Origin of the sequence: Thiocapsa rosea (genome assembly GCF_003634315.1) — a bacterium.
Classification (GTDB): Bacteria; Pseudomonadota; Gammaproteobacteria; order Chromatiales; family Chromatiaceae; genus Thiocapsa; species Thiocapsa rosea.
The window spans coordinates 1,213,354-1,225,818 of record NZ_RBXL01000001.1; the positions used below are offsets into that span (position 1 = coordinate 1,213,354).

A 12,465-nucleotide genomic window follows, 5' to 3' on the forward strand; every position below is an offset into this window, starting at 1 on the left:
CTGGCGCGGTTTAAGCGACAAAAAAACGGGGCCCGAAGGCCCCGTCATGCGTTCCATGCCAAGCCGAGTAACGGCTTAGAAGCTGTGCATCATGCCGAGCGAGAAGCCGTCCCACTGCGAGCCACGGATCTCTTGGGATGCATCGTCGTCGACCTGGGTGTACAGCACATAGGCCTTGGTACGCTTGCTGAAGTTGTGATCGAAGCCGATCGCCCAAGTGTAATAGTCACCGTCGAGGGTGTTCTTGAAGGGCGTAATGTCGGGCAAGTTCTTGTTGAAGTTGCTGTCACGCGAGCCGCTGCCGTACATGGCCTTGACCATGTTGTTGCCGAAGGCATAACCAGCCTGAACCTGCCAGAGTTCCAAGCCGCTTGCTGCCGGAACACTGCCGCCTTGGCTCCACAACTGACCTGCCGGACGGTCGGACTGGTCTTCGTAGATCGCGGTCAAGGTGAAGCCGTTCCAGTCGAGCAGACCCAGACCGATACGCCAGACGCTGAAGTCATCGCCGACAAAGTTCGCATTCGGGAACACTTCGCCCGTGACCGGATCGACAAAGAGCGGATCACCGAGCAGCACGGTGGTGGAGTCCATGTACAGGTCGTTCCCGAACGTCTCGTAAGCGGCCGAGACGTAGAAGGGACCGTTGCTGTAGATACCGGCGGCCGACCAGCCTTCAGCGATGCTGTCGGCGAAGATGTTGCCGTTGCTCGGGATGATGGTCGAGCCGCCACCCGCGTGCACCGCAGCCATCAACTGGAAGCCGCTCAGGCTCGGGCTGATGTAGGCGATAACGTTGTCGGCGCGGACGTCGTTGAAGCCGACGGTGCCGTTGTAGTCCGCCATGGTGTCGGAGAAGAGATCCAGCTTACCGGTGGAGATCTTCAGCGGGGTGTCGTGACGACCGACCAGGAAGGTACCCCAGTCGCCGGCCAGACCCAGGAAGCTGTTACGCATGGTCGGCGAGTTGTTGGCGCCGGTCGCGGCCAGGTTGCGGGTCTCTTCGGTCATCTGGATGCCGAACTCGACCTGGTAGATCGCCTTGAGACCGTTGCCCAGATCCTCGGAGCCCTTGACACCGATGCGGTTGGCGCGCTTCTCGCCGGGGATATAACCGCCGCCGTTCAGACCCCAGCCTTGGAAGTTCTGATCACGGTCGGGGATGGGGCGAACCAGCACTTCGCCGGTATCGGGGTCGATGACCTCGCGGACCACGGAACCCTGCGAGATGACGTTGGTCACGTCGGCCCAGTCGATGGACATGTTCAGCTTGCCGTACAGGACAGCTTCGGCCATCGCGGCGCCCGGGACGACCATCGCGGCAGCGACCGCGAGGCTAAGGATCTTCTTGTTCATACTCTTCTCCGCTGTTGTGAATTTGTCAGGTAGACTGCAGAAACCGAACGCAATCATGCTTTGCGCACTGAACTATAGTGTAAGGCGGAGTGTTTTGCAACAGAGTGGGGCAAAAAAAGACACACAGAAGGAACCTGTTGCATTTTAGCATCGGCCCGAGGCCAAGCAGACACATTCCGATCGGCTCGATACAGGCGCGACGGTCACGATATCGCGTCGTACTAGGCCGCGAGGTCGGCCTGGAGACTTGATTTTACTTGGCCGCCGACTTCAAGCAGGGGAACCGATAGACAAGCACCGTACACCCGAAACAGCATCGAAAAATCACCACACCCGCATCGCGCCAGGATCCAAAAGGGGGGCATGGCTGCGGGGTCCGGACTGATCTCGATGCCACATCGACAGGGTGTCGCGCAGGACGTACAGCGGAAGACAACGGTGAAGCGGCGGCATCCGACATGATTGCCGGGCCAGGCGCGAGGACGAGCAGGTTGTGGCTGGGGGACTAGGATTCGAACCTAGGTTGACGGAGTCAGAGTCCGCTGTCCTACCACTAGACGATCCCCCAAAAGCGGGTCGTGCCGCGGGCATCGGGGAGGTGTGATGCCCTGCGAGGCGACCGAGGTCGAGAGCACGATCCTGTTGAAGCCTTCGAATCAACGTGGCTCGGGGGCGCCGAGCCGGCAACAGAGGACCGACCGCTCTCTGGTCGAGCTGTATTAACGCTTCGAGAACTGAGGACGCTTGCGGGCCTTGTGGAGGCCGACCTTCTTACGCTCGACCTCGCGGGCATCGCGGGTCAGGAACCCGGCGCGGCGCATCGGCGAACGCAGGTTCTCGTCGAACAGCACCAGCGCCCGAGCGATCCCGTGGCGAATCGCGCCGGCCTGCCCGGTGTTGCCGCCGCCGACGACGGTGGCCTTGATGTCGACGCGATCGAGCAATCCGGCGGTCTCGAGAGGCTGACGCACGACCATCCGTGCCGTCTCGCGGCCGAAGAACTGGTCAAGCGGGCGATCGTTGACCGTGATATTGCCCGACCCGAGGGTCAGGAAGATCCGGGCGGCGGACGTCTTGCGTCGACCGATGGCGTGTTGTCTCTCGGACATGCGTCTGATTCCTAAACGTTGAGCTCAAGGACTTGCGGCTGTTGCGCCTGATGACCGTGCTCCGGCCCGGCGTAGACACGCAGCTTCTTGAACATGGTCCGCCCGAGCGGTCCGCGCGGCAGCATGCCCTTCACGGCGATCTCGATGGCGCGCTCGGGCTTGGACTCGAGCAGCTTGGCGAGATTCGTCGACTTGAGGTTGCCGACGTAACCGGTGTGGCGGTAGTACATCTTGTCTTCGCGCTTGTTTCCGGTCACCCGCACCTTCTCGGCATTGATGACGACCATATAGTCGCCGGTGTCGACGTGGGGGGTGTACTGCGGCTTGTGCTTGCCGCGCAAGCGAAGGGCCAACTCGCTCGCGAGCCGCCCGAGGGTCTTGCCGTCGGCATCGACCAGATACCAGGCACGGCGGACTTCCGCCGGTTTTGCACTCACTGTCGTCGTCATGTCCTTCGCTCCGGGATGCCGTGCTCGCGTTGGCTCGACATCGAATCATCGCGCGGCCCGATGCCGGTGCGGTTCGTGTGCCGAGGCGCGCGCGGGCCGTCGATTTTGTTTTCTGTGTCGAGAAAGACCGCGAAGTCTACGTGAGGACATCGCCGCACGCAACCCGAAATTTAAGCCGCGATTCAGGCGGGTAACAGCAGCCGATCCACCAAGCGCCCGCCGATCAGATGCTCCTGCAGGATCTCCTCCAGATCCTCGCTGTCGACGTAGGTGTACCAGGTGTCCTGCGGATAGACCACGATCACGGGGCCTTCGGCGCAACGATCAAGGCAGCCTGCCGTATTGATCCGCACCCCGCCGCGCCCGGTCAGACCCAGCTCCTTGGTGCGGCGCTTGAGGAAATCGCGCATCGCCGCAGCCCCGCACTGGTTGCAGCATTGGCTCCCGTCCTCGCGCTGGTTGGTACAGAAGAAGACATGGTAGCGGTAGTACGACATCTTAAATGACCTGGATTGAACGCAAAGCGACCGCGGAAGGGTAACATAATCAAGGTCCGCAGCGACCGAGCGCCACCGACGTCCGAGGCAACAGGCTCGCCGGCATGGACGCACCCCGAACGAACCCACCGAGCCACACTGGACGACCCCCGCGATTGAAGACCTCGACCGTAGACCCGCGCAGCCTTTCGCAGGCCGGCGCGACCCGTGAACTGCTGCAGCTCGCCGATCAGTGCGTCAAATGCGGGCTGTGCCTGCCCCACTGCCCGACCTTTCAACAGGCACGCCAAGAGGCGGATTCACCGCGCGGGCGGATCGCCCTCATCCAGGGGTGGGCGAGCGGGGATCTCGCGATGACGCCGACGCTCGCGGGCCATCTCGACGGCTGCCTCGGCTGCCTGAACTGCCAACGCGTCTGCCCCTCGGAGGTCGCCTACGGGCGCATCGCCGATCAGGCGAAGGCGCTACGCACGGCCGCCGTGCCGACGCCACGTCGGACCCTCGACCGGCTCGCGCTCGGCGCCTTGTCCAACGCGCGGTTGATGGGCGGATTTGCCTGGCTCCCCCGACTGTATCGCGACCTTGGCCTGGCCCGACTGGCGGAGCTGATCCGGCTCGACCGAATCCCCGCACTTCGCCCCTACCATCGAATGGCAACTGCGATGGGGGCTGTCGCGCGGCCGATCGCCCCGCGCAATCCCGAGCGGGCCGACATCGATCTCTTCCTCGGCTGTATGGGCTCGGCCGCACAGGGACGTGCCGTCGAGGCGACGCTGCACGTCGCGGCGCGACTGAATCTGCGACTTCGCATCGCCTCGCCCGACACCTGCTGCGGCGCCATGCTCAGACACAACGGCTTGCCCGCACAGGCCGACGCACAGCGCGATGCCTGCGCGCGGATCCATGGCGACCGCCCGCTCGTCGGTCTGGCGAGCGCCTGTGTGGCCGAGCTTCGGGGGGATCCGGCGCTGCGCGGTACTCGGGAGCTGTGCGACTTCCTGGACGGCGTCGAGTGGCCTGAGTCGTTGCAGATCCGCCCCGATCGACGTCGCGTCCTGGTCCATGAGCCCTGCTCGCATCGCAACCAGCTCGGCGGGAATGCCGCCGTCCATCGGCTGCTCGGGCGCATCCCCGGTCTCGCGGTGGCACCGTTGCCGCCGGGCCAAGGCTGCTGCGGTGCCGCCGGGACCTACCTGCTCCAGCACCCGGCCATGGCCGAGGCGCTGCTCGCCGACCTGCTGGCCCCGGCGCGCCTGGATGCCCCGGACGTGATCGTTACCACCAATCCGGGATGCGCGCTGCACCTGGCTGCGGGGGTTCGCGAGGCCGGGCTGGATATCGAAGTCCTGCATCCCGTCGAGTTGATCGCCGCGGCACTCGATCCACGAGCTTAGGAACAGTCCAATAGTTAAAACACCTCGACGAGAGAATACCTTTGCTGTCGTTGTCGTTGTCGTTGTCGTAATCGACAACGACAACGACAACGACAACGACAACGACAACGATTGGACATAGAACCGAGCCCGGCCGCCCACATACTCGTCACAGGGCGGCGAATCCCCGATACTGACCGCAACTCAACACTCTTCGACCGGAGCGACCCATGACGACACGCCGTTTGACGCCCATCGACCAGGTTCTGATCAACGCCGATCACGCCTTGCGGACCCTGTTCGGGCGCCCTCAGACCACCGAACGCCCCAACCCGGCAGAGGACATCCCGGAGGCGGACCTCACCGACGAGCAGCGTCGGCACGTCGCGCGCCTGATGCGGATCAACCACACCGGCGAGGTCTGCGCCCAGGCCCTCTATCAAGGTCAGGCGCTGACCGCCAAGCTGCCGGACACGCGCAAACGCCTTGAACGCTCCGCCAAGGAAGAGAACGATCATCTCGCCTGGTGTGCCGCACGCTTGGAAGACTTGGGGGACCGCAAGAGTCTTTTGAACCCGCTCTGGTACGCGGGCTCGTTCGCAATGGGCGCGGCGGCCGGGCTGGCCGGCGACAAATGGAGCCTCGGCTTCGTCGTCGAGACCGAACGTCAGGTCGAGGACCACCTCGACGATCACCTCGCCCAGATCCCGATCGACGACGAAAAGACGCGCACCATCCTCGAGCAGATGAAGGCCGACGAGGTCCACCATGCGCAGATTGCCCACGCCGCCGGCGGGGCCGAGCTGCCGGCGCCGATTCGTTCGGCGATGCGGATGACGTCCAAGGTGATGACGGGCACGGTCTACTGGGTCTAAACCGCGCTCGTCGGTGCATGGACGTTCCGAGCGATTTTGAATCTCGGAGCCAGCAATCGATGTCGGCGCTGCGCGGTTTAGGTGAATTTTTTAGATTCGTTCAGGGCGTCCGGCGAGTGAGATCAACCGGGTAGTGAAGCGGCGCAGAGATTCCGAGACCGCCCGAGATCACTATAGTTGTCGTTGTCGTTGTCGTTGTCGTTGTCGTTGTCGTTGTCGTTGTCGTAATCGTATCGATGGTCGACAACGACAACGAACGGTTTCGACACATCTGCCGCGCTGCAGGCGTCGGCCGGGCTGTCGAGGTAGACGCACCCGGGACACGCCCAGCCGGCCGGTGCCGGTGCCGGTGCCGGTGCCGGTGCCGGTGCCGGTGGGCGCAGCGAACCGCCCGATCCCCCTATCATCCTGAATTCCGAGCCAGCGGAATTCAGCCGAGATATTCGAGATTACGCCCGAGATTGCGCCCGTAAAAGATCTCGCTGAGCTCGCGGCGCAGCAGCTTCTGAATACGCTGGTGCTCACGCTCCGAGAGATCATTGGCCTCGACACAGAAGAGATAGTCGTCGAGCCTGAAGTCCTTGATCACCATCTTGGTGTGGAAGAGGTTCTCCTGGTAGACGTTCACGTCGACCATCTGATAGCGGTTCTTGGTGTCGCGCGACAGATAGTTCTGGATCGAGCTGATGTTGTGGTCGATGAAGTGCTTGCGCCCGCCGACATCGCGCGTGAAGCCGCGCACTCGGTAGTCCATGATCACCACGTCGGACTCCAGCGCGTGGATCAGATAGTTCAAGGCCCGCAGCGGGGAGATCCGCCCGCAGGTGGAGACATCAATGTCCGCGCGGAAGGTGCTGATCCCGGTCTGCGGATTACTTTCCGGGTAGGTGTGAACCGTGATGTGGCTCTTGTCCAGATGGGCGACCACGGCCTCGGGCAAGGGACCCGGCGAGGCGGTGTTGGAGATCTGCCCCGCCGCGATCGGCTCCTCGGAGATCAGCATGGTCACCGAGGCACCCTGCGGATCGTAATCCTGGTGCGCGACATTGAGGATGGTCGCACCGATGATCTCCGCGACATCCGTGAGAATTGCGGTCAGGCGCTCGGCGTTGTAGGCCTCGTCGATGTACTGGATGTAGGCCTCGCGCTGCTCGTCCGAGTCCGCGTAGCAGACATCGTAGATGTTGAAGCTGAGCGTCTTGGTGAGGTTGTTGAACCCCTCAAGTCGCAGCTTTTTCAGAGTCATGGGCATCGGCGTGAGACCTCCTGGACAACGAGAGCGCGCACGCTACCTTTCCGGTTCGACGGATGCAAGAGCGACATCGCAATCGCGGATCTCGACGTCGTGCGTGATGGTCGCGGTCGCGCCCAGCATGATGGATGCCGAGCAGTATTTTTCGGCACTGAGCTTGATCGCTCGCTCGACGCGTTGCGGGTCGAGTCCGTGTCCGGTCACGATGAAATGGACATGGATCCCGGTGAAGACCTTGGGGTCGGTTTCCGCCCGCTCGGCCGTCAACTCGACGACACAGTCCGTCACCGCCTGCCGCGCCTTGCGCAGGATGAGCAGCACGTCGAACTGGGTGCAGCCGCCCAAGCCCATCAGCAGCATCTCCATCGGGCGCACCCCGATGTTGCGGCCGCCGAGATCGGGCGGCCCGTCCATCACGATGGCATGACCCGAGCCGGCCTCGCCCAGCATCGCCGCCCCTTCGATCCATTTCACACGCGCCTTCATCCGGAGTCTCCGCCGTCGTTCGTTCCGCATAAAAAGAAGACCCGACGCGCGACCCGCGCGCGCTCGGGGAGATTCAACGGCCGCGCGCCTCGCGTCCCTCGGTGTTCGACAAGGGACACGGGCGCGCCTAGAATCCAGGCCATGTCCGGGACAGACAGGCACAGTGATCCATGACCATTCTGACGCCGCCCAAACAAGATCCCCGCTGGTTGGAGCCTTTGCTGCGTTACTGTCATGCCAAGAGCTACGACAAGAACGTGGACTTCATCCGTCAGGGCGAAGCGGCCGACACCCTCTATTATCTCATCGAAGGTTCGGTCGCGGCGATGATCGACGACCCCGAGGAGCGTCGCGAGCTGCTGCTCGCCTATATCAATAAGGGCGAGTTCATCGGCGAGATGGGGCTCTTCGTGCCTCAGAAGACGCGCAGCGTCATCATCCGCACCCGCACCAAGTGCAAGGTCGCGGAGATCAGCTACCAACGTCTTGATCGCCTGCTCGATGTCGAGCTCAAAGAGTACGCCAAGGATTTCCTCTACAGCGTCGGGCTGCAGCTCTCCCAGCGCCTGCGCCAAACCAGCCGCAAGGTCGGCCATCTAGCCTTCCTGGACGTGACGGGCCGCATCGCCGGCACCCTACTCGACCTCTGCAAGCAACCCGACGCCATGACCCATCCCGACGGGATGCAGATCCGGGTGACCCGACAGGAGCTCTCCCGCAACGTCGGCTGCTCGCGCGAGATGGCCGGGCGGGTGCTCAAGAGCCTGGAGGAGCAGGGACTGGTCAGCGTGAAGGGAAAGACGATTGTGGTGTTCGGGACACGGTAGGGAGCCGCCAGCCGTAGGTTGGGCAAAGCGCAGCGTGCCCAACCCGCGCAGGCGTCACAGGGAAGTTGCGCCGTCAGTCTCGGGCAAACCGTCGCAGAATTTATCGTTGTCGTTGTCGTTGTCGTTGTCGTTGTCGTTGTCGTTGTCGTCGGGAATCCGATTACGACAACGACAACGAGTCACCCGAACTCGTCGGGGCGGCCGAAGAGCCGACTGCAAGTCGGCGATCCCGGGGGGAAGCCAGCTCAACGCACCCCGAAGAACAGCCGGGCCAGCTCCTCGCCCGGATCATCGGCACGCATGAAGGCTTCGCCCACTAGGAAGACGTTCACACCGTTTGCGCGCATCCGCTCGACATCCTCCGGCGTCAGGATGCCGCTCTCGGTGACGAGAAGCCGGTCGCTCGGGACCCGGTCCAGTAGCCCAAGCGTCGTGTCCAGCGTCACCTCGAAGGTCCGCAGATTGCGGTTGTTGATCCCGATCAGCCGGCCCGGGACCGCCAGCGCCCGCTCCAGCTCTTCCGCGTCGTGGACCTCCACCAGCACGTCCAACCCAAGCTGTCCGGCAAGGGCATTCAGCTCGGCGAGCCGGGCATCGTCCAGACAGGCCGCGATCAGCAGGATGCAGTCCGCACCCAGGGCGCGGGCCTCGTAGACCTGATAAGGGTCGACGATGAAGTCCTTGCGGATCACCGGAAGCGCGCAGGCTGCGCGCGCCGCCTTGAGATCCTCGTCGCTCCCCTGGAAGAAATCCCGGTCGGTCAACACCGAGAGACAGGCCGCGCCGTTGCGCGCGTAGCTCAGCGCGATCTCGGCGGGACTAAAATCCGGACGCAGCACACCCTTGCTCGGACTGGCCTTCTTGATCTCGGAGATCACCGCCGGGGCGCCGGCCTCGACCTTCGCCCGGAGTGCGTCGGCGAACCCGCGTGGCGGATCGATCGCGTGTAACCCGGCAACAAGACGATCCATCGGCATGCGCGCCGACCGAAAAGAGACCTCTTCGAGCTTGCGATGAATGATCTTCTTGAGGATGTCGGGCGTATCGCTCATGGTCACATGCCGCCCTTTGCGTGATCAAAGCTCGCCGTGAGCGCGATCAAGCGCTCGAGCCGACGCTCCGCCTCCCCGCTCGCGATCGCCGCATCCGCCTTTGCCAGTCCCTCCGCCAGGGTCTGCGCGCGGCCGGCGGCATAGATGGCCGCGCCGGCATTGAGCTGAACGATATCCCGCGCCGGACTCGGCCGATCGGCGAGCACCCCGCGCAGCATGACCAGACTCTCGGCCGGATCCCCGACACGGATGGAATCCAGATCCGCTCGCGTGAGACCGAAGTCCTCGGGATGGATGGCATAGCGGTGAATCACGCCGTCTTTCAGCTCGGCCACGTCGGTGCTGTCGCCGATGCTGATCTCGTCCAGACCGTCGCGGGCGTGGACCACCAGGACATGACGACTGCCCAGGCGCTGCAGCACCAGCGCGAGCGGCTCGAGCAGATCTTCGCTGAAGACGCCGAGGACCTGATTGGGCGCACCGGCCGGATTGGTCAGCGGACCCAGGACATTGAAGATCGTGCGCACGCCCAGCTCCTTGCGCGGGCCGATCGCGTGTTTCATGGCGCTGTGATGGCCCGGCGCGAACATAAAGCCAACACCGACCTCGCGCACGCAACGCGCGATCTGCTCGGACGTCAGATCCAGACGCACCCCCGCGGCCTCCAACACGTCGGCCGCACCGGAGCGACTCGAGACCGACCGGTTGCCGTGCTTGGCGACATGACAACCGGCCGCTGCCGCGACGAACATGCTGGTGGTCGAGACGTTGAAGGTCCCCGATGAATCGCCGCCGGTACCGACGATGTCGACCACATGATCGAGCCCGCCGATATCCACGCCGCTCGCAAGCTCGCGCATCACGCCCGCCGCCGCCGCGATCTCGGGCACCGCCTCGCCCTTCATGCGCAGTGCGATCAGGAAGCCGGCGATCTGCGCCGAGGTCGCCCCGCCGGTCATGATGGTGCGCATGACCGAGGTCATCTCATCGGCGGTCAGGTCACGATGTTCCAGGCAGCGGTTGATCGCCTCTTTTAGCTCCATGGTTAAAACGCGCTCTTTGGTTTAGGTGAGGTTTTCATTTTGGGTTGACCTTATCACGCCCATTGACCGTCGGAGCGGCGCGTTTTAAGTGATGATTTCTTAGCAACCGTTCAAGAACAAGTGATCCATCGTAGCCCCTCTCCCCTCGCGGGAGAGGGGTTGGGGAGAGGGGGAGAATGAACCGGAATGGCTCAGTTGTTTCTGAACCGTTACTTAGTTATTCCTTAGGATCCTAAACCGCGTCTCGGCAGCCTATTAGAGAACTGCGGCGTCGACATCGCCGCCAACATCAACAGTCGGGATGGACGCGGTTTCTAAAAAATTACGGAGCAGATCGTGTCCGTGCCGCGTCAGGATCGACTCCGGATGGAACTGCACCCCCTCGATCGCAAGCTCGCGATGGCGCACGCCCATGATGGCCTCGCGCTCGCCCTCGGCGGTCTCGGTCCAGGCCGTCACCTCCAGACAATCCGGCAGGGTCTCCTGCTCGATCACCAACGAGTGGTATCGGGTCGCCTCGAAGGGGTTATCCAGTCCGTTGAAGACACCGGCGTTCGTGTGGTGGATCGCCGAGGTCTTGCCATGCATCACGCTCGGCGCCTTGATGATGTGCCCGCCGAACGCCTGGCCGATCGACTGATGCCCCAGGCAGACGCCGAGGATCGGCACGCGCCCGGCCATCGCCTTGATCAGCGGGACCGAGATCCCGGCCTCGTTCGGCGTGCAGGGCCCAGGCGAGATCACGATCCGCTCGGGCGCAAGCGCTATCGCCTCGTCCAGGCTCAACTCGTCGTTGCGCACCACGCGCACCTCCGCACCCAGCTCGCCCAAGTATTGCACCAGGTTGTAGGTGAAAGAGTCGTAGTTGTCGATCATCAGGAGCATGGCGTTTTCAGGTCAGGTTGACGTTGAGCAATCCGCAAGGTCGCAAGCGTATCACCAGCTTCCATCGGCCACCGACTTCGGTGGGAGCGTGCCCGACCGAGCCTTCGTGGCGCATCAATTGCGTATCGGCGGGGTTTCGGCAGGAAGCTCGTCGCCCGGCGACGGTGGCCTATCGGGTACCCGGCTCAGAACGTCCGCATACTGCGCGAAGTCGGCCTGACTTGCCCGTTTGGCGAGCAGGTCCTCTGTCTGGAGCGCCGAAAGCTTCTCGGCGAGCGCGATCACAAGAAAGTGATCCAGCGAGGTGCCATCGCGCGCTGCGGCCTTGCGGGCTGCGTCGAGCAGGGATTCTGGAAGATTCAGCGCCATCTCAGTCATTGCTCTCTCCTCAAGCGAGGGATGAACTGCGCGGGCGTCAGCACGTCCAGCGCAAAGCGTTCTGCGGCGGGGCAAAAATCTCCTCCGCCGAAGGCTCGTTATAACGCCAATAGGTTCTCGATCGTCTCGCCCCTCGGTCGCCCCGAGAGATGGTCAAGTCCTGCATCGGACGCCCGTTGCTCGATTGATTCAATTATGCTGTGAACGGGTTAAGCATCCGAACCCCTGTCCCGACGAAATCATCGGTATTCCTGGTGACCAGGGTCAGGTCGTAGACCAACGCAGTGGCCGCGATCTGCTTGTCGAGGGCGTTCTCGTGACGGGGCACCCTCAACCTGCCCCAGACTTGGGCGACGTCCCCGTCTAGGCTCAGGATTTGGCTTTGGTACTCGGTCAGGATCCGGGTCAGCCAGTCTTCCAGCCGCGTCGCCTGCACTTGGTCGCCCCGATGGCGGATCATCTCGACACCGCGGCGCAACTCACCGACCGTAACCGCCGAAAGATATAACCGCTGCGCATCGGCAGCGGCCGCACCGAAGAAGCGCCGCACGCAGGGATTCGCCCTGGATGCCTTGCGTGCCTCGCTGACGACATTGGTGTCAATCAAATACATCGTCTGCGCCCTCCGCCGCCTCCGTGCGCTCGAAGTCGCTGTCCCGTCCGACATCCGGCATAGATGCCAGTATCTCGGCAAAGGTGCGCTTGGCCGGATGCAGCAGGACCTGCTCCAGGATCAAACGATGCTCGGCCTCGGCGCTGCGCCCTCGGACAGCCGCCCGACGTTTGAGCGCCTCGACGATGCTTTGGTCAAGATTCCTGACAACGAGATCGGCCACGGGCCTACTCCGACGAACCAGCGTGCCTGCAATCATAGCAAGCCGAG

15 protein-coding genes and 1 tRNA gene are annotated in these 12,465 nt (G+C 63.3%); 3 read left to right on the forward strand and 13 right to left on the reverse strand.

Annotation, left to right across the window (positions count from 1 at the left end; translation table 11 throughout):
• Positions 1-75: 75 nt before the first annotated feature.
• From BDD21_RS05610 to BDD21_RS05630, 5 genes are all read right to left on the reverse strand, one after another.
• Complete coding sequence (locus tag BDD21_RS05610) at positions 76-1,356, reverse strand: porin (protein WP_120796306.1); 1,281 nt, start codon at positions 1,354-1,356, stop codon at positions 76-78.
• A 494-nt stretch (positions 1,357-1,850) separates the two neighbouring features.
• A tRNA-Gln gene (locus tag BDD21_RS05615) sits at positions 1,851-1,924 on the reverse strand.
• Between the two features lie 151 nt (positions 1,925-2,075).
• Complete coding sequence (gene rpsI, locus BDD21_RS05620) at positions 2,076-2,465, reverse strand: 30S ribosomal protein S9 (protein WP_120796307.1); 390 nt, start codon at positions 2,463-2,465, stop codon at positions 2,076-2,078.
• Positions 2,466-2,476: 11 nt separating this feature from the next.
• Positions 2,477-2,914 (reverse strand): 50S ribosomal protein L13, encoded by a 438-nt coding sequence (rplM, locus tag BDD21_RS05625; RefSeq protein ID WP_120796308.1) that lies wholly within the window; start codon positions 2,912-2,914, stop codon positions 2,477-2,479.
• Between the two features lie 182 nt (positions 2,915-3,096).
• A complete protein-coding gene (locus BDD21_RS05630) occupies positions 3,097-3,411 on the reverse strand; it encodes a (2Fe-2S) ferredoxin domain-containing protein (protein WP_120796309.1) in 315 nt (104 codons plus the stop codon).
• Positions 3,412-3,566: 155 nt separating this feature from the next.
• Here BDD21_RS05630 and BDD21_RS05635 point away from each other — a divergent pair, with 155 nt between their 5' ends.
• Positions 3,567-4,805: a (Fe-S)-binding protein gene (locus BDD21_RS05635; protein WP_120796310.1), complete on the forward strand. Its 1,239-nt coding sequence runs from the start codon at positions 3,567-3,569 to the stop codon at positions 4,803-4,805.
• Between the two features lie 209 nt (positions 4,806-5,014).
• The gene (gene coq7 / locus BDD21_RS05640; RefSeq protein ID WP_120796311.1) at positions 5,015-5,659 is read left to right on the forward strand and encodes a 2-polyprenyl-3-methyl-6-methoxy-1,4-benzoquinone monooxygenase; all 645 of its coding nucleotides are present in this window, start codon (positions 5,015-5,017) and stop codon (positions 5,657-5,659) included.
• Between the two features lie 430 nt (positions 5,660-6,089).
• Here coq7 and speD read toward each other — a convergent pair whose 3' ends face one another.
• On the reverse strand, positions 6,090-6,911 hold the full coding sequence (speD, locus tag BDD21_RS05650) for an adenosylmethionine decarboxylase (RefSeq protein WP_120796313.1): 822 nt from the start codon (positions 6,909-6,911) through the stop codon (positions 6,090-6,092).
• 36 nt (positions 6,912-6,947) lie between these two features.
• Complete coding sequence (locus BDD21_RS05655) at positions 6,948-7,397, reverse strand: OsmC family protein (protein WP_120796314.1); 450 nt, start codon at positions 7,395-7,397, stop codon at positions 6,948-6,950.
• A gap of 170 nt (positions 7,398-7,567) precedes the next feature.
• Between BDD21_RS05655 and crp the strand changes: the two genes are divergently transcribed.
• Complete coding sequence (gene crp, locus BDD21_RS05660) at positions 7,568-8,224, forward strand: cAMP-activated global transcriptional regulator CRP (protein WP_007192305.1); 657 nt, start codon at positions 7,568-7,570, stop codon at positions 8,222-8,224.
• 245 nt (positions 8,225-8,469) lie between these two features.
• Here crp and trpC read toward each other — a convergent pair whose 3' ends face one another.
• The 6 genes from trpC to BDD21_RS05690 all read right to left on the reverse strand — a co-directional run bounded on the left by trpC (position 8,470) and on the right by BDD21_RS05690 (position 12,418).
• Positions 8,470-9,276, reverse strand: coding sequence for an indole-3-glycerol phosphate synthase TrpC (gene trpC, locus BDD21_RS05665; RefSeq protein ID WP_120796315.1), 807 nt, complete (start codon positions 9,274-9,276; stop codon positions 8,470-8,472).
• Between the two features lie 2 nt (positions 9,277-9,278).
• Positions 9,279-10,319 carry an anthranilate phosphoribosyltransferase gene (trpD, locus tag BDD21_RS05670; RefSeq protein ID WP_120796316.1) on the reverse strand — a complete coding sequence of 347 codons (1,041 nt, stop codon included), beginning with the start codon at positions 10,317-10,319 and terminating at the stop codon, positions 9,279-9,281.
• Between the two features lie 255 nt (positions 10,320-10,574).
• Positions 10,575-11,204, reverse strand: a complete 630-nt coding sequence (locus BDD21_RS05675) for an anthranilate synthase component II (protein WP_120796317.1) — start codon at positions 11,202-11,204, stop codon at positions 10,575-10,577.
• Positions 11,205-11,318: 114 nt separating this feature from the next.
• Entirely contained in the window at positions 11,319-11,573 is a 255-nt protein-coding gene (locus BDD21_RS05680) for a hypothetical protein (protein ID WP_245969428.1), read from the reverse strand.
• A gap of 202 nt (positions 11,574-11,775) precedes the next feature.
• Complete coding sequence (locus BDD21_RS05685) at positions 11,776-12,195, reverse strand: type II toxin-antitoxin system VapC family toxin (RefSeq protein ID WP_120796319.1); 420 nt, start codon at positions 12,193-12,195, stop codon at positions 11,776-11,778.
• Positions 12,182-12,418: a FitA-like ribbon-helix-helix domain-containing protein gene (locus BDD21_RS05690; RefSeq protein ID WP_120796320.1), complete on the reverse strand. Its 237-nt coding sequence runs from the start codon at positions 12,416-12,418 to the stop codon at positions 12,182-12,184. The genes BDD21_RS05685 and BDD21_RS05690 overlap by 14 nt, the downstream gene beginning before the upstream one ends.
• Positions 12,419-12,465 lie beyond the last annotated feature (47 nt).